Here is a 22,694-nt window from a genome sequence, read left to right on the forward strand (position 1 = left end):
CGAGGCGCATGCGAAGTACATCGCTTATTTCACCGGTCCTCCCGGTGAGCTTGGCCCTTTTGACCACCCTGGCTGCGCCGCAGGCCCACGCCCGCCGCAACGGGCTTGCGGTGGAGGGGTGCAACGGCTGCCACACCGGCGGCACGGTGCCGGACATCACCATCGACTATAGCCCCAAGAACCCGGCGGCCGGCGAGACGGTGACTCTGCAGGTGCAGATCCGTTCTGCCAACATCAACGCCGGGGGCATCTATCTCCTGACCGAAACAGGTCGGCTCTCCCCCATCAACGGTCAAGGCACCAAGCTCATCGACGAGCACCAGCTCGTCCACGACGCGCCGAAGCGGGCGAGCGGCGGGGTCGTCCGCTTCGACGCGCAGTGGATCGCGCCGGGCGCGCCGGGCGGGGTCGTCGTCCAGGTGTGGGCCCTCGCGGCCAACGGCGACAACGGCCCGCGCGGAGACGGCGCTTCGTCCGCCGACACCGCGTTTGCCTACGGGTGCACCGGGACGACGTATTACCTCGATCGCGACGGCGACGGCTACGGCGACTCCAGCGTGCCCAGGGTCGATTGCACCCGGCCGGCCGATCACGCCGACCGCGGCGGCGATTGCGACGACTACAGCGTCAACATCCATCCCGATCAGGATGAGGCCTGCAACGAGATCGACGACGACTGCGATGGAGAGATCGACGAGGAGCTCGAGGTCACCACGCAGTATGAAGACGCCGACGGCGACGGCTACGGCTCGTTCTTCGGCGCGACGGTCACGGCGAAGTGCCCCCCCGAGGGGTACGCGCCGAGCTCCAACGACTGCAACGACAGGGCCCCTGACGTCCACCCGGACGCGACCGAGACATGCAATCTCGCCGACGACGACTGCGATGGCCGCATCGACGAGGGCGTGCGCGAGGTGTGCGGCGTCGGGATGTGCGCGCGGGAAGCGACCGCGTGCACGCCCGGGTCATGCACGCCCGGCGAACCGAGCGCCGAGGTGTGCAACGCGCTCGACGACGACTGCGACGGCGAGGTCGACGAGGACCCAGGCCTCTGCGCGCCCGGCGAGGGCTGCCCGAGCGGCACGTGCAGCAGCGGGACCGGCGCCGGCACGGCCGTGAGCGCTGGCAGCGCGGGAAGCGCGGGAAGCGCCGGCGGCACCGTTGCCTCCGCGGGCTCCGCGGGCGGCGGCGCGCCGGACGAGGGAGGAGCGGACAGCGGCGGTTGCGCCATCGACGCCGGCGACCTCCGCGGCGGGTCTCCGTGGCGGCTGCTGGCGCTCGCCTCGCCGCTCGCCCTCCTCGCGTTGCGGCGGCTGCGGAAGAGCGGCACCCTGCGGTAAGCCTTCCTTCCGAGCCCGAGATCGACACGCAGGCTCTACCGCCGCTTCGGTCGCGCCGAGATCAAGAGGCCTGTCCTTGCTGCTCGCAGGGCAAGAGGTGAGGCGCCTCGGCAAACACTGAGTCTGGGCCTCGCGCCGACCCGGCGAGCGCGGCGCCGCCCAGGAGCAGCACGATGCCCGTCACGAGGGCGAAAGACGCCAGCGCGGGACGTGGAGACATGCCGCCCAGGATACCCGAGGAGCGAGCACCCGCGTCGCAAAAGCGGAGACGGCCGACAGCGCACGGTTCTTGCCGCCTCCTGCCCTTGTTCGACATGCTGCCCTGGTCGGTCAGGGACAGTCGTTCCAAGGAGGTCTCTCATGCGCATTCACGGTACAGGGACGATGGCGCTCCTCTGCGCGCTCGCGTTCGCCGCAGCGGCAGGCTGCAATTCGGGCGGAGGGGACAGCGGAAACGGCGGAGCGAGCTCCGGCGCCGGCGGAGCGAACGCGGGCAGCGGCGGCGCGGGCGCTGGCACCGGCGGCACGGGCGCCGGCAGCGGCGGCGCGGATGGCGCCGGCGGCGCAGGCGCTGGCGCCGGCGGCGGGGCGGAGGAGCTGAGATGGTATCTCACGTGCGGCGATCCGGTATGCAGCGGGCACCGGCCCCGCGACGGGGTGAAGCCATGCACCGACGAGAAGGAGGGGGAGCCGTGCGCCGCACCGGACGCGACATGCGATCCCGCGAACGACTGCAACGCCCAGCTGCTCTGCACGAGCGACGATCCGAGGCAGCAGCCGGAGGGCTGCCCCAGATCCCGCGCCCGGTACAAGCACGATATCCGGTACCTGCAGGAGACCGAGCTCGCGCGCGTGCGCGACGAGCTCGTCGCCACGCCGCTCGCAACCTGGCGTTACAACCACGAGGGCGGGCACGGCCGCGAGCGACTCGGGTTCATCATCGACGACAATCCGGCGAGCCCGGCGGTCGCGAGCGACGGCGACCACGTCGACCTGTATGGGTACACGAGCATGGCCGTGGCAGCGATCCAGATGCAGCAGAAGCAGATAGCCGCCCTCGAGCGTGAGCTCGCGGCGCTCCGCAAGGAGCTCGACTCGGCGCGGCAGGCGGCGCGCCCGCCGGCGTCCAGGGCGGCCGGTCGGGCCACACGATAGAACAGCCGCAGGCGTCGAGCGCCGGGGTCATCCGTCGTCGAAGGCGTGCCGCCGGAGCTCCGCGTCGATCCGCGCCACCGACCGGGCATGCGCGCGGCGCGCGTCGGCAAACAAGGCCGGGTGAGCGCAGGCCGCGAGGATCTCGAGCGACTCCACGATGCGGGGACCAGGGCGATTGAAGAAGGCGTTGCCGTCAGCGATGTACACGCGGCCTTGCGCCACGGCCCGATACGTCGCCCAGGGCAGCACACGGGGGAGGAGATCGAGCTCATCCAGCGTGCGCTCGAGGGTGAAGCCGCACGGCTTGATCATCACCACGTCGGGATCGAGCGCGGCGAGCGCGGCCGGCGAGAGCGTGGGCGCGTGCTCGCCGGGTCGCGTCACGAGGGGTTCCCCGCCCGCGAGGGTGATGAGCTCCGGCATCCACGTGCCGCCGATCATGACAGGCTCGATCCACTCGACCGCGAGCACGCGCGGCCTGCCCGGCGCCGCGGCCGCGCGCGCGGCGACGGCGGCGATGCGCGCGCGCAGCCGCTCGACGAGCGCCTCGCCGCCTGCCGCGCGGCCGATCCCCTCGGCGACGCGCCGGATGTCGGCCCAGATGTCGTCGAGCCGCGTCGGGTGCAGGTTGATGATGCGCACGTCCCGCCGCGCAAGGCGGGCGACGGCCGCGCGGACGTCATCGAACGAGACCGCGCAGACGTCGCAGAGGTCCTGCGTCACGATCACGTCCGGCCGCGCCTCCCGGAGGGCGTCCAGATCGATGTCGTAGACCGCGAGCGCGTCCCGGAGGACGTCGCGGACCGCGGCGTCGATCTCCCGGCTGGAGCGCGCCGGCCTGAGCCGCGGGCGCGTGAGCACCGGGAGGCCGGTCAGCCCCTCGGGGAAGTCGCACTCGTGAGAGACACCGACGAGCTCGCTCTGCGCGCCCAGCGCGCAGACGATCTCGGTCGCGGACGGCAGCAGGGAGGCGATGCGCATGCGCGGTATTCTATCTCCTGGCGATCCCCGCGGGGCGCGGCGGGCACAATGCTCGTGAAGACAGGAGGTTCCATGAGACTGCAAGGCAAGATCGCGCTGGTCACAGGGAGCAGCCGGGGCATTGGCCGCAGCATCGCTGTCCGGTTCGCCCGGGAAGGCGCCGACGTGGCGCTCACGTACCACAAGAGCAAGGAGGGCGCCGAGGAGGCCCTCGCCGAGGTCGAGGCCGCTGGGAGGCGAGGTCATCTGTTCGCGGTCGACGTCGCCTCCGTCCAGAGCGTGCAAGGGCTCATCCAGGAGGCCGTCGCGCGCTTCGGCCGGCTGGACGTGCTTGTCAACAATGCCGGGCTGGAGAAGCGGGCGCCGTTCTGGGAGGTGACCGAGGAGGACTACGATGCGGTCATGAACACCAACCTCAAAGCGATGTTCTTCGGGAGCCAGGCGATGGTCCGTCACCTGCGCGAGTCGGGGCGCCCCGGCAAGATCATCAACATCAGCTCGGTTCACGAGGATCTTCCATTTCCCCACTTCGCGTCGTACTGCGCCAGCAAGGGCGGCGTCCGCATGCTCACGCGCACGCTCGCCGTGGAGCTGCGCGGCACCGGGATCACCGTGAACGCCATCGCGCCGGGCGCGATCGAGACGGCGATCAACGCCGCTCTGCTCAAGGATCGCGACAAGCTGAGCGCGCTGCTCGACCAGATCCCGCTGGGCCGCCTGGGAAAGCCGGAGGACGTGGCCGGGCTCGCCGTGTTCCTCGCCTCGGCGGACGCCGATTACGTGACCGGCTCGACGTACTTCGTCGATGGCGGGCTGACGTGGAACTACGAGGAGCAGTAGGCGGGGCACAGCCCCTCGCCGAGGAGGGGCGTCGTTAGACCGCCTGAGTCGAGAAAAGTTTCCGACAGGATGCAATGCAGCGCAGCCGAGACCGGCGGACACATCGCATTTTTGCGTCACGCGGCCAGATCCTTGTGGCACCATGCGCGCATGACGGAGCTCAAGACCTATACAGGTGGCTGTCACTGCGGGAAGGTTCGCTACGAGGTCAAGGTGGACCTGAGCAGTCCCGTGATTATGTGCAACTGCTCGCGCTGTTCGAAGCTGGGCGCGATGCTGGCCTTCGCGCCGGTGGACCAGCTCACGCTGAAGGAGGGTGGCGACGTTCTCACCGACTACCAGTTCAACAAGAAGGTCATTCACCATGTGTTCTGCTCGGTCTGCGGCATCGAGTCGTTCGCGCGGGGAGTCGGTCCCAACGGACAGGAGATGTGCGCCATCAACGTCCGATGTCTCGACGACGTCGATATCGACGCGCTCAAGACCATGAAAGTCGACGGGAAGAGCCTGTAGACGCGCCCGGGCTGGCCGGGTCCGCGGCGAACGCGGGCGCGCCGGCGCAACGGGCCGCGGGCCCGGAGGCCGGTGCCGCACCACCGCCGGCCCTGCGCCCGCGCTTGCGCAGCTCGTGCTCGCGCCCCTGACCATTCGCAGGCGGGAGCCCGGGCGACGCGGGTAAACTGCCCGCGCGATGTCGATCGAACGAGCAAGCGCGCTCCTGGCCTCGGCCCGCTCAGCCCTCTTCATCACCGGCGCGGGGGTCTCCGCGGCCTCTGGCATCCCCACCTACCGCGGGATCGGAGGGCTCTACAGCGACAAGGCGACCGACGAGGGGCTCGCCATCGAGGAGGCGCTCTCGGGCGAGATGTTCCAGCGGCGCCCGGAGGTCACCTGGAAGTACGTCCACCAGATCGAGCGCGCGTGCCGCGGCGCGCGGCTCAACGCAGCGCACGCGGCGATCGCCCGGATCGAGCGCCGCCTCGAGCGCTGCTGGGTGCTCACCCAGAACGTCGACGGATTCCACCGCGGCGCAGGCTCCACGAACGTCATCGACATCCACGGAGATCTCCACCGCATCCTCTGCACGCGCTGCCCGTACGAGGCGCACGTCGACGATTACGCGGAGCTCGCCCCGTGCCCGCGCTGCCCGGCGTGCGCCGCCGTGCTCAGGCCCGATGTCGTCCTCTTCGGGGAGATGCTCCCGCTGGAGAAGGTCGAGATCCTCCGGCGGGAGCTCGCGCGGGGCTTCGACGTGGTCGTCTCGATCGGAACGTCGAGCCTGTTCCCCTACATCACGAGGCCGGTCCTGGAGGCCGCGCACTCCGGGGTTCCGACCATCGAGATCAACCCGGCGCTCACCGCGATCTCCACCGCCGTTTCGGTGCGGCTCCCGATGCGCGCCGTCGAGGCGCTGGAGGGGATCCTCTCCCGCATCGAGCCCGGCAGCTGACCTTTCCGCGCGCTGCGTGGCAGCTGCTCGGCCTGCCACCAGACGACGGCAAGGACCGCATTGTTCAGCTATGGCTGCCCGTCGAGTCGATATTCCGCCCGAGCTCGTCCCTGGTTCGTGGAACGACCCGGCCGGTGGCTGAGCCGGAGAAGGTTACTCGGCCGGCTCCTCTTCCCCCAGCCGATCGAGCTCGCCCCAGAGCTCGTCCAGGTCGACGACCAGCCCGTCGCACCCTGGCACTGCCTCGACGCGCCCGCCCGCGGCTCCCTGCGCCCACACGTAGCGCCCGTCCGGCCCGAGCTCGTAGATCTCCAGCATCCTCGTCGCCGGATCGAGCAGCCAGTACCAGCGCACGCCGAACGCAGCATACTCGCGCAGCTTCTCTATGCGGTCGCGGTGGACATCGCGCGGCCGCGGCGAGACCACCTCGATCATCACGTCCGGTGGGCGCCGCATGGGTCCGCGCCGCGGCGGGGGCCTCTGCCCGGGCAGCACCATGGAGACGTCCGGCTTGCGCCCGCTGCCCTTGCGGAGGAGGTACTTGAGCTCCGAGCCGGCCACGAAGCCTCCCCGGGCCGCCGCCCACGCGCCGAGCACCCGGATGAGCCACATGACGGCGGTCTCGTGGATCCAGTCCGGCGCCTCTTCCTCCACGAGCACGCCACCGACGAGCTCGCCCGGCTCGTCCTCGGCGAGCTCCAGCCACGCCTCATCGCTGAGGCGGTCCGAGCTGTCCCGAGCAACGGCGGCGCCAGCCATCACGGCTTGCGAGGATAGCACGCTTCCACCTCACGGCGCCGCCCTGCTCCTTGGCCGCGCGCACCACGGCGAGCGCCTCGCGGAGAGCGAGAATGCGCCCGGCGCCTCTCGAGGCACACCGCTCAATCGCTCGCGGAAGGCGCGAGCGGCACCTTGAGATAAACGCGATCGACGTCGATCACGACGCCGACCGACTCGAGCTCGAGCTGCGTGCCGGGGCCCAAGATGGACAGCAGCCACCGGCCGTCCGGCTGCCGCTGGAAGTGCTCGATGCGCACCTCCTTCTGGGCGACGAGCACATACTCCGCGATCGAGGGGACGCTCCGGTACTGCGCGAACTTGTCGCCGCGATCGTAGGCTTCCGACGAATCGGAGAGCACCTCGACGATGACGTTCGGGTTGAGGAGCGTGTCGATCTCCGCGTCCTCGAACACGGGATCGCCGCAGACGACGGACGCGTCGGGGTACACGTAGCGCCCCGTGGGCGCGATCTTGACGCGCATGTCGGAGGTGTGGACCTCGCAGGCGCGCTCGAGCAGCGCATTGCCGAGCTCGCGCTGGATGTTCCCCGCCAGCAGGCTGTGCGCCCGGGTGCAGCCCGACATCGCGAAGATCTCGCCGTTCGCGTACTCGTGCTTCTGCTCGGAAGCCCGCTCGAACGCGAGGTACTCCGCGGGCGAGAGGCCGGTGCGCCTGGCAGGATGTCCCATCGCCCGGACAGCTTAAGGCATCCGCCCCTCGGGGGCGAGGCGCCCCGCCTGCCGTGCCGCCACGCGCCCCCGGCGCGCGCTCCCCTACTCCCCTTACGCCGCTACGCTCCTACGCCCCTACGCCCCCTACCCTGATTCCGCCGCCGCCCCCGGCGGCGCGGCCGACTCGGCCTTCTTCGGCTGCTTCTTCCGGCGGCTCTCCAGCCACGCCCTGCGCTTCTCCACCCACTTGGCGAGATCCTTCGCCAGCCAGCCGCCCTTCTGCCGCCCCACGATCTCCCGCAGCAGCAGCGCGGCCTGGCCGTGGCCGATGCGCATCGCGAACAGATCGTCCATCACGATCTTCGCCCACCGCGTCCGGCGCACCGAGTCCATGTGATCGACGAACTGCTCTACCCGGAGCAGCACCTTCGTCCCGACCCCCGTCTTGCCCGTCACCACGAGCGCCGCCGTCTTCTCCTTGTCGAGCGCCTCGAGCCTGCGGATCGCCCCGTCGATCAGGTTCGCGTGCTCCGCCCACCCGGCGCCGCCCTGCTCCTTCGCCGCGCGCGTCGCGGCGAGCGCCTCGCGCAGATCGATCAGGCCGAAATCCGAGTACGACAGGAAGAACGTCAGCACCTCGCGCCGCGCCGACGCGTTGCTCTGCATCCGCTCGATCGCGGTCCTCACGCGATCCATCGAGAGCCACCGGTAGACGAAGTCGAGCCCGGTCCCCTTGATGTTCTGCGACCCCATCAGCCGCGCGTCGAACCCCGGCGGGATCTCGCGCGTGATGAAGTCGATCACCTTGTCCCCCTTCGCGTCGGCGTTCCACAGGACCGCGATGCGCTCGAGGCACAGCTCGCGGAACGCCGCGCGGAACGCCTGGTTGGCCTCGGCGTCCGCGCCCCGCGACAGCGCCGCCTCCACCTCCGCGCGCGCCTTGTCGCGGCGGGCGAGGCGGCGCGACAGCCGCGCCGCGTGGTGGACGATGTCCGGGCGGATGTCGTCCTCGCCCGCCGGCGGCGCGTGCGCCTCCAGCGCCTGCTTCACCGCCGCCTCGATCGCCTCGGGCTCCCCCTTCTTCCCCAGAACCCCGGGGCCGCCCACGATCGCCGCCGCCGCCGCCTCGTCGATCGCCGGCAGCGCGCGCAGCATCCGGGTGAGATCCTCCTCGAAGGCGCCCGCCCGCGCCGGGACGCCCACCTTCTTCATCTGCTCGTCGAAGCGCTCGAGCGCGCGCTCCTTGCCCCCGTCGCCCGTGATCACCATGTCCCGGAGCCGCGCGTCGAGCCCCTCCGTGATGAACTGCATCATCCCGCCGAGGTTCGAGTTGATCAGCACCACGTGATCGACCCCGATGTCCTCCACGATGATCTGCGCGAAAACGCGCGACCGCGCGACCCGGTCCGCGCGGTTGTTCACCACCATCACCGTCGCCTTGCCGGGCGTCGCGTCCATGTCGTGCTTGTCGAACGCGAGCCGCGTCCAGTTCGACATGAAGCCGGCGCGCTCGTTCGCGCTCATCCCGTTCGAGAACGTCAGCTTCCGCCCCCGGTACTGCACCGTCGGGTACGTCTTCAGGACGCCGAGATCGAGGATCACGTGATCCGCGATCTCGACCAGCGCGAACTCGCGATCGACGCCGAAATGGTCCGCGAGCGCCAGCACCAGCGCCACGTTGCGCGGGTGCTCCTGGTACGGGAGCCGATCCAGGAGGTCGACCGGCAGGAGGTCCGCGTCGATCGGCGGGATCGCGACGAGGTTCGTCCCCTTCCGCTGCGCCTGGTCCTTGAGCAGCGGGAGCATCTGCTCCTCCGTCGTGAACGACAGCCCGTCCGTGGGCATGAAGCGCGCGATCACCCGGGCGACGTCCTCGCCCCCGGGGCCCTGGATGTCCTCGTGATCCGGGTAGGCGTTCGTCAGCGTCGTGATCTCGTCGCGCATCCACTCGGAGCAGAGCGTGTCCACGAAGAGCGGCTGGAGCGCCATGCACTCCCACAGGAACACCTGGGCGCGGAGGTTCCGCCCGGCCGTGAGGATGTTCCGCTGCTCCCAGATCGTGGCCTTGTCGTACGGGCGGTAGATGAAGATCTCCTGCGCCGGCAGGTCGCGCATGGCGTGGATGAACATCGCCTCGCAGCCGGTCGTCTTCACGACGACGTCGTAGCGGAGCGCGTGGAACAGCGCGGCCTTGAGCCGCTCCGAGCCGCTCTTGCCGCGCGTCCCCCAGCCGCCGATCGTGAGCGGGATGCCCCGGCGGGCGCGCTCGATCTGCGCCGCGATCCACGCGGCCCGCAGCACCATGTACGCGAGGACGAGGAACACGATCCACGCGAGCTGCGTCGGGACGTTGCCCGCCGGCGAGACGAGGTACGAGAAGAAGCCGTCGATCCAGACCGGCACCGACGGGCCGGCGAGCCAGTCGCGGCCGCTCTGGAGCAAAGGCGCCAGCGCGACCGCGAGGTACTTGCCCGGCAGGTGCGGCTCGATCGCGTACGGGCGGCCCTCGACCTCGCCCCCGGTGTCGCCGAGCGCGACCGTGAAGCCGAGCTCGCCCGTCATCAGCGTGAACTTCTTCTGCTCGGCCGGCTCCTGCGCCACGAGCGCGCGCATGCGGGCCTGGGCGTAGCGGTCGTAGCGCAGCGTGAGCAGGGCGCGGGCGCGCAGCCGGTGCGCGAGCTTGGCCGGGCCGCGCACCGTGACCGTGCCGCGCGCCGTGATGAGGCGGATCTCGCGCTGGGTCAGGCTGGCGGCGGCGAGCAGGTCGTCGATGCGGGGGACGAACGGCCCCCAGCCGCCGACGGGCGGGTAGACGTGGCGCTCGCCCGGCACGCGCGTCGGCGTGACCTCCGCCATGCCGACCGGCGGCGCGACGAGCTCGCCCGCGAACAGGCGGCCGTTCGTGTGGATCCACCCCTTGCGCTTGTCCGGCATCGGCGTGCGCATCTCGTGGATGAGCCGCCAGAGGCGGAAGCCGCGCGGCTCGCCGCGCGTGAGCAGGTACCGTCCCCGGCCGCGGCGCCGCAGCGTGTACGTCATGTCGCCGCGCGACGCGACGACGAGCGCGCGCTCGACGTCCCTGGGCTCGGCGTCGGCCGGGAGCTCGACCGGCGCGCTCTCGCCCTCCAGCAGCTCCGACGCCGCGGCGAGGAGCGTCTGGCGGATGTGCTCGGCGACCGGGCGGCTCTCGACGTCGAGCAGCCGCAGCGTGGCGGCGGCATCGTCCGACAGGTCCGGCGAGATCGCCGGGCGGCTCGCGAACTCGGCGAGCAGCTCGACGAAGGTCCCCGGAGACAGCGGGGCGTAGGGCCCGGCGCAGAGCGTGCGCACCGCCTCGAGGGCCGCGCGGGACGCGAGCGGCGGGCCTGGCTTCGCGAGGGCGAACCGGACGGCGCGCTCGGCGAACGGGGCGGCGTCCGCGTGGTCGGTCGCGTGCCGCGAGAGCTCCCGCAGCGCGTACCCGCGGACGCGAGGCGACCCGTCCCCCTCGGCGAGCTCGACGAGCGCCGTCAGGGCCTCCGCGCCGCCGAGCTCGACGAGCTGGCGCACGAGCTCCTGCCGGACGTGCTCGCTCGGATCGTCCCGGGCGAGCAGCGCGATGGCGAGCGGGTCCGCGCTCGCGGGCGCCACGCGCGCGGGCGGCGCGCCGGCCGCGGGATCGGCGCTGAGCCGGGGCGCCGAGTCGGGCGCGGGCGTGTCGGGCGGCCCTTCGCCCTCGAGGGCGCCTCCGGAGGCGGCGGCGTCGTCCGGCGCGATGCTCGACCGGCTGGCGCGGCTGGCCTGCGCGCCGTCCCTGCGGCGCGGGTCCCGCGGGGCGCCGGCGAGGCGCGCCGCGCGGTCGAGCGGGATCACCGAGGCGGACGGACGCGCCGCCGCGCCGAGGAGGCGCAGGGCGTTGCGGCGGAGGATGGGGCCGTCCTTGTCGGCGGCGTCGCGCGCGCGGAGGCGCTCGGCCAGCAGGGAGAACGCCTCGTCGGGGAACAGGAGGACACCGATCTCGAGGGCGGCGATCTGCACCCAGCGGGACGCGTTGACCCCGCGCGACCACGCCAGCACGGAGCGGGCCGCGTCGAGCCCGAGGTGGCCGAGGCGCTCGCGCGCCGGGAGGCGGTGCAGGAGGGCGACGGCGGCGAGCAGCGCGGCCCGGCGGACGGGCGCGGGGCGGCTCGGCTCGGCGTGCGCCATGGCGAGCCGGAGGACGCCGCCGTCGCGGGCGACGTGCACCGCGTCGGACGGGTCGTCGAGGTGCTTCGCGAGGTGGGTGAGGGCGTGGTAAGCGACCTCGATCTCGTCGAGGCGGTCGGCGATGGCGGTGGCGAAGCGCTCCTGGGCCGCCTCGAGGTCGAGGTTGCGGCCGAGCGCCGACAGGTCTCCGGCCTGCTCGACGCGCGCGGCGACCCAGCCGAGCAGGGAGGCGGCGCCGCGGCTCTCGCGCTGCTCGCGCTCTCGCGCCCAGACGCGGAGCTGCCGGGCGAGGAGCTCGCGCCGCTCGGCGGGGGTGGCGGCCGACTGGTAGGCCAGCACGAGCGCGGACTCGGCGCTGCGCAGTCGGTCGACCTCGGCGGCCGCGCCGTCGGCGCACCGGGCGAGCGCGGCGAGCAGCGCGGGCCTCGGGTGCTCCTCGTCGCCCAGGTCGGCCGTGACGCGCGCGACGACCGTGGCGATGGCGCGCGGGCGCAGGCGCACCTCGATCTGGGGGAGACTGTCCTCGATGACCTCCGCGATCGATCGTGGCGCGGCGGTCCAGGAGTCAGGCGCCTCGCGCGAGCTCACGGCGCCTCCGCGAGCGCGCGAGGGCGGAGGGGACGCGCACGAGGGCGGAGGCGGCCTTGCGTCGGGGAGCGAGGGGCACCGTGCGGCGAGACCATCGGCGGGCGAGCAGCGTACACCGTCGCGCGGAGCTGTCGCGAGCCGCCGCTCGTGTGATCTGCGCTCCCCTCGCCTTCCCGCGCGCGGGCGGACGGCGCCTGTTCAGGGCGAACCTTCGGCGAACGTGTCGCAGTCCTCGACGCGGCCGCCCTGCATGCCGCGCTTGAACCAGGCGACCCGCTGCGCCGACGAGCCGTGCGTCCACGTCTCCGGGTTGACCCTGCCGGTCGCGGCCTTCTGCAGCCGGTCGTCGCCGATCGCGGACGCGGCTCGGAGGGCCTCCTCGACGTCGCCCGCCTCGAGCAGGTCGCGCTTCTGCGTGGAGTGGGCCCACACGCCGGCGAAGCAGTCCGCCTGGAGCTCCATCTTCACGGAGAGCGCGTTCTTCTCGCCCGGGCGCGCGGCCTGCAGCTGGCGCAGGCGGCGCTCGGTCCCGAGCACGTTCTGCACGTGGTGGCCGATCTCGTGGGCGAGCACGTACGCCTGGGCGAAGTCGCCCGGCGCGCCGAACCGCGCCTTGAGCTCACGGTAGAAGCCGAGGTCGATGTACGCCGTCCGGTCCGCCGGGCAGTAGAACGGGCCCATCGCCGACTCGCCGACACCGCAGCCCGACCTCACCGAGTCGGTGAACACCGTCAACACGGGCGCCGGATAGCGCTGCCCCGTCCGGCTGAACACCTGCGTCCACACGGCCTCGGTGTCATCGAGGACGAAGGAGACGAAATCGACGAGCCGCTCCTCTTCGGGCGAGCTCGAGCGCCCGCTCTGCGCGCCGGGGATCGCGGAGCCCTGACCGAGCCCCGACAGGAGATCCTTCCCGAAGACCAGCGAGAGCACGAGCAGGATCACCGTCCCGCCCACACCGAGCTTCGCTCCGCCGGACGCGCCGCGGAGGTCTCGGAGGTTTTCACTGCGTTTCCCAGGTGTCCAGCGCATGGCCAGCGCATGTATAGCGTGGACTGCGCATCGGGTGGTACCTTAGCTTTCGGTCGGGACGTGCGGGTATTGCGCGCCTGGTGGTGGCGCCGGCCTGGTCGCGCGGCGCGCGACCGAATCGCCGCCTGCGCCTCGCCACGAAGGACACGAGGTCTCTCTCGGCGTCGTCGGAGAAGACCTCTCTCTCCGTCTCCCTCCAGGCGTCCTGGCCGTGCCTCTCCTCGACCCGCGTCTTCGCGGCGAGGCGCTGAGCGCATCCAGGGTCGCCAGGATGCCTGGCAGGCTGAAAGCGTCTGGAACACCCGATCACGTCATTCAATCGAGAACAAACCGCCAAGACGCCATAAGACGCCAAGGGAAAATTCAATACAAATACATTGGCGTCTTATGGCGTTCTTGGCGGTTCAAGATTCTGCGCGTTTCAGGCGATTTCAACCCGTTTGTCGCTCTAGTACTACAGCCGTACTTGGTCCGAGGTGCGGCTGTAGACATCAAAATCGTCGAGAAATCCGTGCCCGTCCGCCCGTCTACAGCCGCAAATGGACCGCAAGTACGGCTGTAGTACTAGGCGCTCGCCGCCGGCCGAGCCGCTCCCGCGGGCTTCCAGAGCCCCAGGGCGCGCGCGCACGGCAGCACCACCTGGGCGAGCGCCGCGCCCTGCAGCGCGCGCATCTCGGCCACGGCGAGGTGCCCGTGCGTCGCGAGCGCCGCGGCGCGGCCGCCGCCCGGCTCGGCCCCCGGCGGGGGCGGACGCCCGAGCGACGCCGCGGCGGCCTCGAAGACCTCGGCCACGGCCCGGCGGACCGGCTCGCCGCCCGCCCCGATCGCCCACGCCACCGTCAGCCAGGCGAGCTCGGCGTGCCGCGCCTCGTCCTCCGCGATCACCTCGAGCGCCGCCCGCACCGCGGGGTCCTCGGCGCGGGCGCGCTTCTCCGCCGCGATCATCGCGGCCACCGTCTCGCCGACGCAGCCCTCCTCCGCGGCGGCGCGCGCCAGCGCCGCGAGATCCGCGGCGATCGGCACCGCCGGCGACATCGGGAAGGCGGCCGGGCCGACAGGGCCGCCCCCGTACGCGGTCGCGAGCGAGAACCCGAGGCGGGCGTGACCGACCTCGTCGAGCGCGGCGATGTGGGCCGCCTCGACGAGCGACGACGGCGCGCCGTGCGCCATGAGATCCAGCGCGAAGCGCGCGAACGACGCCACCGACGCGTGCTCCTCCAGCGCGCTCCGGAGCCATCCCCCGGCGAGCGTCTCCCGCTCCTCGTCCGTCAGATCCGCCAGCGAAGGCTGCTGCCCGCCGGCGCCGCTCGCCGTCGCACGCGCGAGCCACCCCGCCTCGGCCGGCCGCGGCGCCGCCGTGAGGTGGTGCCCGTCCAGGGAAAAGGGCCGCCCCACCGCGGCGCAGTCGATGGTGTTCTCCTCGACGATCACCTCGTAACAGCACGCGCCGTCACGGCGGGTCGCGTCGCTCTCCACCGACACGATCGTGTCTTTCTCCAGCTCCCTGTCCTTGCCGTCGCAGGGCCGGTAGATGGTGCGGAACTCCTCCAGCGCCGCGTCGCGGTCCAGGCAAGCCCCGAGCTCGTCGAACCAATCGAAGCAACGGAGCTGCTGGGCGCTCTCGGCCTCGGCCGCGGGCTCCCCGCAGCCCGGCGCTGCGACGAGGAGCGCTGCGGCCGCCGAGGGGCCGGCGCTCAGCAGGAGGCGGGCGAGGAGCGTTCGTCGAAAGGATCGGTCGAGCAGCATGACGTGCACCTCCAGCCCATGCCCGCTGCCTCATGCGCGCGGCGAGGAGCTCGGAACAGGGCGGCTTGTACCTGACGCTCCAGCCCTCATCGCAAGACATGGTCCACCGCCGCGCGGGGCTCGATCGCGCCGAGGCCAGCGGTTTTCGCGGGGAGCGCAGCGGCCCCCCTCGATCGTCGCGCCGCAGCGCTGACACACTCCGGCACTCCCCGGCCCAGGCGCGGGCATGACTGCGTCCGGATCTGCGCGACGGCGCCGCCTACAGGGGGCTGACGTTGGTCGTGAACGACGCGTTCCGCAAGATGCGCCGCTGGCCGAGCGGCGTCGCGAAGCCGTTCTCTTTGTGGAAGGTCGAGGTGCTCCCGCCGCAGCTCGGATCGTCCCCGGCCCAACGTTCCGGGCAATGCGCCAGGATGTAGTCGCGATCCGGGTTGCTGCTGCCGAGGCCGTTCCACCGGGTGTGCTTGACGCAGGCGGCGCCGTCCACCGTCCACTCGGCCTCGAGGCTCATGCCAGAGCCCACCGTCTCGGTCTGGATGCCGAGCGCATCCCAGACGTCGATCGCCGTCCCGGTCTGGGTGTGCGGCACGCCGTCGCCGCAGTAGTCCGCGCGCACCATGCGGATGCACGCTTGATGGAAGTACGAGAGATCCCTGTCCTCGCAGCCGCTCGCGTTGCACTCCGCCTCGGCCATCCATTCCCTGTAGCCCCACTCGGCGCACTTCCCGATCGCCGCGCCCTGACAGGCGAACGTGAACATACCCCCGTCGTCCGAGTGGGCACCCGTCACCGCGTCCCACGTCCCCTTCACCGGGATCGCGTCGAGGCCCTCGCCGCAGATGTTCACCCAGACCCCGAGGCCGGCGTTGTACTTGACCGTGTAGTACTGGAGCCCGTCGCGCTCGACGACGTTCGTGACGCGGACGGCCACCGACGACCCATCGTCCAGGACCGCCTCGACGTCCGCGCCGATGAAGTCGGCCCCGGCGACCGGCGCGCCGTCGCCCTCGCGCGTGCCGACCAGCGTGGTCGCGTCCAGCGAGACGCCGTTGAAGCGGACCCCGTTGAAGCGGACCCCGTTGAAGCGAACCCCGTTGAAGCGAACCCCGTTGAGGTTCATGCCGTTGAGCCTGCTCATCGCGAACGAGCTCTCCGCCAGCGCTTCCTCGTCCTCGCCGCCGTCGATCTCCGCGGCGCAACCGGCGCCGAGGGATATGAGCCCGACCATCGCCCCTGCCAGGAACCCTCGCTTCAACATGATCTCCTCCGGACGCTGCCGCTAAAGCCGTGACGCCTTGCGCATCGACGGTCTTCCCTCGGGCGGTCGGGGCCCGATCACGCGAGCGATGGAGCCCGCGTCGGCTCGAGCGCCGCAGGCCTCGCCGCCTTCACGGTGGTGGAGGGAACGAGGCGCAGATGCGGAGCCCGATCACCGGGTCGAGGAAGGTGCCATCAACGACGGTCCGGTTGTCACTTCGGACCGAGGTTTGATCATAGATATAAGCACCACCTCGCAACAGCACTTTGTCGGGCTCGATCGAAGAAATGGCCCACTCCAGCACGTTTCCCGCCATGTCGTCGACCCCGAACGGACTACGTGAGGCGGGGTGCGAGCCCACCTCATCCGGCCCCATCGTGGAGCTCTCCTTGCCGTAGGTCTCATCGAAGTTGGCGTCGGCGGGAGCCAGCCTGTCCCCGTGCGGGAAGATGCGGCTGTCGGCGCCCCGCGCCGCGCGCTCCCACTCGTAGTCGGTGCAGAGGCGGGCTCCGCGGACGCGGCCTGTCCTGTGGAGCCACGCGGCATACTCGGTGGCCTGAGCGAAGGAGATGCCCGTGACGGGGAAACGAAGCCAGTCCTGCTGCGCGCGGACCGCCCGCGATGGGTACACGAGCGGCTCCCCTGCCCGCGCGGTATACGCCTGGATCGTGGGCTGAATCGTGAGCTGCCACACACCGCTTGGCAGGCGGCGCAGCCCCAGGGCGCCTGTCATGGCGCCGTTGCCCGCCTGGATGGACCAGCTGCCGCGGGACTCCTTCGGGAGCTCCTGGATGTAGTCGAGCCACTCCTGGAACGTCGTCTCGTGTCGCGCAATCAGGTACGCGCCTGTGCGGATCTCGTGGAGAGGAACGGTGGAGAGGAACGCCCACCGGTACATGTCGTCGAGGGCGGCGCCGAAGAGGAACCGGCCCGGCGGGATGTAGATGTACCCGGGAGGAACGTCCCCGGCGTGCGGCAGCGGGATGGAGAGCTTCAATGACTCTCCGCGTTGGACCAGGAACGGATAACGCACGATGGTGCGATTCCGCGCCTCGCAGGTGAGCAGGTAGGAGCCCTGCGCGAGCGCGATGCTCGCGAAGGGCGTCGTCCCGAGGAGGCGCTGGCCGGTCAGCTGCCGGTGCCCCTCCGCGTCGCTCTCGTACCGCTCCAGCGTGATGTCCGCGCCGGGGGGATCGGTCTCGATGGCGACCTCGGCGGGCGCGTTCCATCGCTGCCGGCGCTCGCCGTCGGGATCGTACGTGGTCATGCGCTGGAGCAGCTCGTCGCGCAGCGAGGCGTGGCCGCGCGCGTCCGCGGCGAGCGCGCGCTCGTAGAGCACGTCGCCGAGCCGCGCGCGCGCGTCGTTGCGGGCGCCGTCGAGCGTGAGCGCCGCCTCCAGCTTCTGGCTCACCTGCAGCTGCAGCCGCTCGGCCTCGGCGGCGCGCCCCTGCGCGCGCTCCCAGAGCGCCTCCCCCTCGTCGCGGCGCCGGCGATCGAACGCCGAGAGCGCCTCCGCGCGGATCGCCTCGGCCTGGGCGCCCTCGATCGCCGCGGCGGCCGAGGTGAGCGCGGCCTCGTGGATCTTCCTGTCCGCCCGCGCGGCGAGCTGGCGCGCCGCCCTGAGCTCCAGCGTGCCGTAGAGCAGCGCGGCGACGAGCGGGACGCCCACGGCGAGGGCCCACCGGACCGCGCGCTGCGTCAGGACGGCGCGCCGCGACGCCCTCAGGAACGCCGCCTCGCGCGGCGGCAGGTCGGCCGGGTCGAGGCCCTTCGCCTCCTTGAGCTGGCGCGCGCTGAAGAGCGCGTCGCGGCGCCGGCCGAGCCGCTCCCACTCGGCGGCCGAGGCGTCGAGGCGCTGGCGCGTCGCGCGCTGCTCGCGCTGCTCCTCGAGCCAGTGGCGCAGCGTCCCCCAGCCGTGGATCAGGGCCTCGTGGGCGATCTCGTAGACCGTCCCCTGCTCGCCTTCGCGGGCGAACAGGAGGCGGCCCTGCACGAGCGCGTCGAGCGCCGCGCGCGCCGCCCCGTCACCGCCCTTCTCCGCGAGCTCGCCCTCGGCGCGCCGCGCGCGCGTGCCCTGCGGGGTGATGAGCGCGCCGAGCAGCCGCCGCGCGGCCGCGTGGACCTCGGGCGGCATGCGGCCGAGCACGCGATCGGCGTGGCGGGCGAGCGCGCCCTCGACCCCGCCGATCTGCGCGAGATCGGCGCTGCTGAGCGGCGCGTCGGGCGCGGCGCGGGCGTCCCAGAGCTCGGCGAGCGCGAACTGGAGGAGCGGCAGCCCGCCCTCGGCGCGCGCGGTGGACTCGACGAGCGCGTCGACGACCGCGTCGGACTCGAACGCGACGCCCTTGGCCAGCGCCGGCCCGGTGATGGCCTCGCGGAGCTTGTCCGCCGACATCGGGCGGAGCAGGTAGAGCGCGCGCTCGATGTCGTCGCCCAGGCCGGAGATGCCGGCGACGCGCGCGAGGAAGTCGCCGCGCACCGTGGCGAGCAGGCGCAGGGAGGGCGAGCGCGCCGCGAAGGCGCTGAGCACCTCGCCGACGAGCGCCGCCTCGCCCGGGCTGCTCAGCGTCGCGAGCTCCTCCATCTGGTCGATGAACAGCACGAGCCCGCCGCGCTCGCCAAGCCGCGCGCGGAGATCGCGGGCGAGGGAGCCCGGCGCGGCGCGCACGGCCTCGGCGATGCGCTCGGCGGGCGCGCCGAGGACCGGCTCGAGCGCGGCGGCCAGCGCGGCGAGCGGGTGCCGGCCCGGCACCATCATGGCCGCCTGGAAGGCGCGCCCGCCGCCGAGGGCGCCCTCGAGCACGAGCGAGAGCACGCCGGCCCGGCAGAGCGAGGACTTGCCCGAGCCCGAGTCGCCGGCCACGACGATCATGGGCTCGGAGCGGAGCCGATCGAGGATCGTCCCCGTCTCGGAGCTGCGCCCGTAGAACACCGCGCGGTGCTCGAGATCGAAGACGAGGAGCCCGCGGTACGGGTTGCCCTCGGGAGCGACGGAGGCGTGGCGGCTCCTGGCGAGCAGCTGTTCGAGCGCGTCGCGCAGCTCATCGCCCGAGGCGAAGCGGTCGGCCGGGTCGATCTCGAGGCACCGCTCGATGACGGCCGCGAGCCGCGGGTCGGCGCCCGGCGCGAGGGCGGCGAGGGGCCGCGGCGCCTCGGTCTGGACGACGAGCGGGAGCTCGGTCATCGGCACGTCGTGGTGCGGCGGGACGCCGGCGCACAGCTCGAAGAGCAGCGCGCCGAGCGAGTACACGTCGGAGCGGCGCGTCGCGAGCTCGTCGCGCCACAGCTCGGGCGGCAGGTAGTGGGGCGTGCCGCCGCCGACGCTCGTCGTCACGTCGAGCAGGCGCGCCGCCATCTCGGCCGCCTCGCGGAACTCGCCCTCGAGCGGCTCATCGCCGGGCGCGATCGCCGCGTCGACGTCGCACGGAGCTCCTCGCAGGGCCTCGCCGCCCGAGAGCGCGTCCGCGCCGAGCGCGTCGAATCGCCTTCCGGGCATGTCCGATCGCCCTCCGGGCATGTCCGATCGCCCTCCGGGCATGTCCGATCGGACCCCGGGCATGTCCGATCGCCCTCCGGGCATGTCCGATCGCCCTCCAGGGACGTCGAATCGCCCTCCAGGGGCGTCGGATCGCGCTCCGCGGGTGTCGGGCCGCGCGGCCGGATCGAGGAGCTTTGCGAGGCCGAAGTCGAGGAGCTTCGCCTCGCCTTCCGCGGTGAGGACCGCGTTGGCCGGCTTGATGTCGAGGTGCAGCACCCCCCGGCGGTGGGCGGCCGCGAGGCCCCGCGCGAGGCCCGCGCCGAGCTCGAGCACGCGGCGCGAGGGCATCGGTATGTCGACGCGATCGAGGCTCTGGCCGCGGACGAACTCCGAGACGACGAACAGCCGCCCCCGGAGCTCGCCCACGCGGAAGACGGCGACGACGTTCGGGTGCTGGATGCGGGCGGCCGCGCGCGCCTCGGCGAGCAGCCGCGCGCGCACCTCGGCGTCCGCGGTCGCCGCGCGGATGAACTTCACCGCGACCATGCGGTCGAGCAGCGTGTCGTGCGCGAGGTAGACGTCGCCCATGCCGCCGCTGCCGAGCTTCTGGAGGAGCCGGTACTCCTCGAACCGCCTCGGCGGGTGGAAGCTCGACGGGCCGGGGCTCTCCGGGCCGAAGCTCGACGGGGCGAGGCTCTCCGGGCCCAAGCTCGGCGGCGGCAGGGCGTCGCCCGCTCGCGACTGCGTCTCCGCGCCGCCGGGGCGCAGGATGGCCTGCGAGAGGGTTGAAGCAATCTTCTCTTTCACGAGGGCCCGCCTCGCGCCAAGCGCCCGGGGACTATACCCGAGCCGAGCGTTCCCTGTGGGGTCCGCCGCCCGACGCCGCGCAGTCCACCCGCGCTCACCCCTGATCCAGGCCCGTCGACTGGCCCGCTATGTAGCGCCACACGCCCTCGCGGCGCGCGTAGACCTGCGTGGAGCGGAACCGCGCGCTGAACGGCTCGCCATGCCAGGTCCCCTCGTCGCGCACCACGCAGGTCACCACGGCGAGGTCGCCGTAGCCGCGCACACCGACCTCCTCCGCGGTCTGCGCGCTCCAGCGCAGCGCGCCCCCGTCGACCGCCGTCAGGTACTCGGCCTTGCCCCAGAGGGTCCCCTGGGAATTGACGTACGAGAAGTCGTCCGCGAGGAGGAGCGCGAGCTCGGCGAGGTCGCGCGTCACCAGGGCGCGGGCGCGGCGTTCCATGACGTCGCGGATGGCTTGCCCGAAGGCGGGGTGTTCGTCGGTCATGGAGGTCCGCGGCGCCACGCAGTGTTACCCGTGCGCCCTGACGCCGTCGACGGTGAAGTCACGCCGCGACCAGGTGTGGCGTGGCGGACCGCGTCAACCGCGTGGCCATCGGCCCGATCATGAATCAACGATTTTGTTCCGCAAGGCCCGTAAACCGCGGAGAACCCTCTTGCGGTTCCTGGCGAGGCACATCCACCGGGGCAGCGTGGCCAGGTAATCGCGATCGGCCCAATGCATCCGCAGGCGCTCGCGCAGGGGACAGGCGATGTAGAGCTCCAGGAACGCGAGGTGGTGGCTGTCGACCGCATAGAGGGTGTGGCCGCAGCACGCGACCCGAAGCCAGTACCGATATCCGCTCGGGTTCTGCTCGACGTGCCCGCATCGCGAGCAGCTCAGCACCTCCTGGGGCGGCTCGTGGCGGCGAGCCAGCTCGGCCCGTTCGCAGCAGCGCGGACAAGCGACGAGGAGGATCGACACCGAACCCGGAGCGATGGGTCTCGGGCTGTCATCGTATTCCTCCCGAAACCGTCGCTTCATTGGTGCCTCTGCCCGCCGAACAATCCCCGCTCACCCCGGGTCTACCTGCCGTCTTGAGTCACTACCCCCGCGAGAACATAGCTCTTGTCGGCCGCGAGCGCGACGACCGCCGCCCCCGGCGGCACTCGGTTTCCAGCTCGCCCCTCCGTCGTGGCTGATCGCGACACCTTCCGGTGACGTTCCCACGAGGACATTCGGGCCCGCGCCGCCGAGCACCCAGGTCGGTGAGCGATCCGTCAGACCGTCAGCGAGACGCCACGTCAGTCCCTCGTCGATGGACCGGTATACCCCTCCCGGGTTGTGCCCGGTGAGGAGGGACTCGCCATGCACGTAAAATCGAAGCGGCTCCACGTCTCCCACTCTCCGCCAGCTCCCGCCACCGGCGGCAAGTCGATAGAGACCCCTGCTGTACAGAGCGGCGTAGATCCACGTGTTCTTGACCCAAGTGCCCCATGGTCTGGCGTACGAGCGTCGGCACGGGCCCCAGTCCGTGGACCCCACGCTGTGCCACACCATGCCGCGGGGGTGACGGCAGGCGGGCGGCTGCTGCGACGCGTCGCGATCTACGTCAGCGCTTCCTCAGCGCCGGCCGCGGTCACGGCCTGCTCAAGCCATCGGTGCAACGTGGGCATGTCGACGCAGCCGTCGATCTGCGCCTCCAGCGCGGGACTGAGCGCGAGCCCACGCCGCGCCAGCACCGTGCGTAGCGCGGCGCGCGCCTCGGTCAGCTGGCCTTCCTCGATGAGCTCCTCCTTCACCTCCGGGCTATCCGCGAGCAAGGTGCGCAGGATCCCCTGCCGGCGCGCCTCGATCTCCGGATCATCGGAGCGAGCGAACCGCCGCTTCAATTCCTCCTGGGTCCACGGTGACATCGACATGTACTGTAGCATGGAGAGCACCCATTCCACTTCCCGCCGCGGTGCGACCCACCGGGCGAAATCGTCCAGGCGTTTCCTCATGTCCCCGAGCCTCCGGCCATGGCGCAGCCAGGGGAGCCAGGCCGTCGGGCTGCAGCACCCGTAGGTAGCCGTCGGCCTGCACCCGATCGAGGCGAACCTCGGGCGCCTCCTGCCACGCGGCGGCGCCGCCCGTGACCCGCGCCGCTTCCTCCGCGAACGTCTGCTTCGCGAACCGGTCCAGCTTTCCCACACGGCTCTGATATCGATGCTCGGGCACAGGCGCACTTGAAATAACCACTCTGCTCGGCAGAAATAGAGAGATGATTCCGGCAGAACACGCGTAATTGCGTGAGCCTGGGTGCGCTGGGGACCCAGAGACTCACGACGGCCGGCGGGCATGGTCGTGCTGCCCTTCGAGGACGAGCCCCGCGTGCCTCCTCGAAGAACCGATCCGAGCGTTCCC

The 22,694-nt window shown here is 72.0% G+C and carries 16 protein-coding genes; 5 read left to right on the forward strand and 11 right to left on the reverse strand.

Annotation, left to right across the window (positions count from 1 at the left end; genetic code table 11):
• Positions 1-8: 8 nt before the first annotated feature.
• Entirely contained in the window at positions 9-1,340 is a 1,332-nt protein-coding gene (locus WMF34_RS37790; RefSeq protein WP_437990828.1) for a putative metal-binding motif-containing protein, read from the forward strand.
• A 360-nt stretch (positions 1,341-1,700) separates the two neighbouring features.
• On the forward strand, positions 1,701-2,495 hold the full coding sequence (locus WMF34_RS37795) for a hypothetical protein (protein ID WP_437990829.1): 795 nt from the start codon (positions 1,701-1,703) through the stop codon (positions 2,493-2,495).
• A gap of 27 nt (positions 2,496-2,522) precedes the next feature.
• Here the strand turns inward: WMF34_RS37795 and WMF34_RS37800 are convergent, their stop codons facing one another.
• Entirely contained in the window at positions 2,523-3,476 is a 954-nt protein-coding gene (locus WMF34_RS37800; RefSeq protein WP_437990830.1) for an ABC transporter substrate-binding protein, read from the reverse strand.
• 72 nt (positions 3,477-3,548) lie between these two features.
• On the opposite strand from WMF34_RS37800, the gene WMF34_RS37805 reads away from it, so the two are divergent.
• From WMF34_RS37805 to WMF34_RS37815, 3 genes are all read left to right on the forward strand, one after another.
• Entirely contained in the window at positions 3,549-4,316 is a 768-nt protein-coding gene (locus WMF34_RS37805) for an SDR family NAD(P)-dependent oxidoreductase (RefSeq protein ID WP_437990831.1), read from the forward strand.
• A gap of 150 nt (positions 4,317-4,466) precedes the next feature.
• Entirely contained in the window at positions 4,467-4,829 is a 363-nt protein-coding gene (locus WMF34_RS37810; protein WP_437990832.1) for a GFA family protein, read from the forward strand.
• A 178-nt stretch (positions 4,830-5,007) separates the two neighbouring features.
• A complete protein-coding gene (locus tag WMF34_RS37815; RefSeq protein WP_437990833.1) occupies positions 5,008-5,766 on the forward strand; it encodes an NAD-dependent deacylase in 759 nt (252 codons plus the stop codon).
• Positions 5,767-5,919: 153 nt separating this feature from the next.
• Here WMF34_RS37815 and WMF34_RS37820 read toward each other — a convergent pair whose 3' ends face one another.
• The 10 genes from WMF34_RS37820 to WMF34_RS37865 all read right to left on the reverse strand — a co-directional run bounded on the left by WMF34_RS37820 (position 5,920) and on the right by WMF34_RS37865 (position 22,291).
• Positions 5,920-6,546 (reverse strand): Uma2 family endonuclease, encoded by a 627-nt coding sequence (locus tag WMF34_RS37820; RefSeq protein WP_437990834.1) that lies wholly within the window; start codon positions 6,544-6,546, stop codon positions 5,920-5,922.
• Positions 6,547-6,647: 101 nt separating this feature from the next.
• The gene (locus WMF34_RS37825; protein WP_437990835.1) at positions 6,648-7,235 is read right to left on the reverse strand and encodes a Uma2 family endonuclease; all 588 of its coding nucleotides are present in this window, start codon (positions 7,233-7,235) and stop codon (positions 6,648-6,650) included.
• 126 nt (positions 7,236-7,361) lie between these two features.
• Positions 7,362-11,990, reverse strand: a complete 4,629-nt coding sequence (locus tag WMF34_RS37830) for a capsule biosynthesis protein CapB (protein ID WP_437990836.1) — start codon at positions 11,988-11,990, stop codon at positions 7,362-7,364.
• A gap of 198 nt (positions 11,991-12,188) precedes the next feature.
• Positions 12,189-13,022: a KPN_02809 family neutral zinc metallopeptidase gene (ypfJ, locus tag WMF34_RS37835; RefSeq protein WP_012240056.1), complete on the reverse strand. Its 834-nt coding sequence runs from the start codon at positions 13,020-13,022 to the stop codon at positions 12,189-12,191.
• A gap of 564 nt (positions 13,023-13,586) precedes the next feature.
• Complete coding sequence (locus WMF34_RS37840) at positions 13,587-14,768, reverse strand: ferritin-like domain-containing protein (RefSeq protein WP_437990837.1); 1,182 nt, start codon at positions 14,766-14,768, stop codon at positions 13,587-13,589.
• Positions 14,769-15,027: 259 nt separating this feature from the next.
• Positions 15,028-16,026, reverse strand: coding sequence for an ADYC domain-containing protein (locus tag WMF34_RS37845; protein ID WP_012240058.1), 999 nt, complete (start codon positions 16,024-16,026; stop codon positions 15,028-15,030).
• A 130-nt stretch (positions 16,027-16,156) separates the two neighbouring features.
• Complete coding sequence (locus tag WMF34_RS37850) at positions 16,157-20,311, reverse strand: nSTAND1 domain-containing NTPase (protein WP_437990838.1); 4,155 nt, start codon at positions 20,309-20,311, stop codon at positions 16,157-16,159.
• Positions 20,312-20,405: 94 nt separating this feature from the next.
• Positions 20,406-20,795 (reverse strand): nuclear transport factor 2 family protein, encoded by a 390-nt coding sequence (locus tag WMF34_RS37855; protein ID WP_049876493.1) that lies wholly within the window; start codon positions 20,793-20,795, stop codon positions 20,406-20,408.
• A gap of 117 nt (positions 20,796-20,912) precedes the next feature.
• Positions 20,913-21,272, reverse strand: a complete 360-nt coding sequence (locus WMF34_RS37860) for a hypothetical protein (protein ID WP_049876494.1) — start codon at positions 21,270-21,272, stop codon at positions 20,913-20,915.
• Between the two features lie 623 nt (positions 21,273-21,895).
• Entirely contained in the window at positions 21,896-22,291 is a 396-nt protein-coding gene (locus WMF34_RS37865) for a hypothetical protein (protein WP_437990839.1), read from the reverse strand.
• Between the last annotated feature and the right edge of the window lie 403 nt (positions 22,292-22,694).

Source organism: Sorangium sp. So ce145 (genome assembly GCF_051525985.1).
GTDB lineage: Bacteria > Myxococcota_A > Polyangia > Polyangiales > Polyangiaceae > Sorangium > Sorangium cellulosum_B.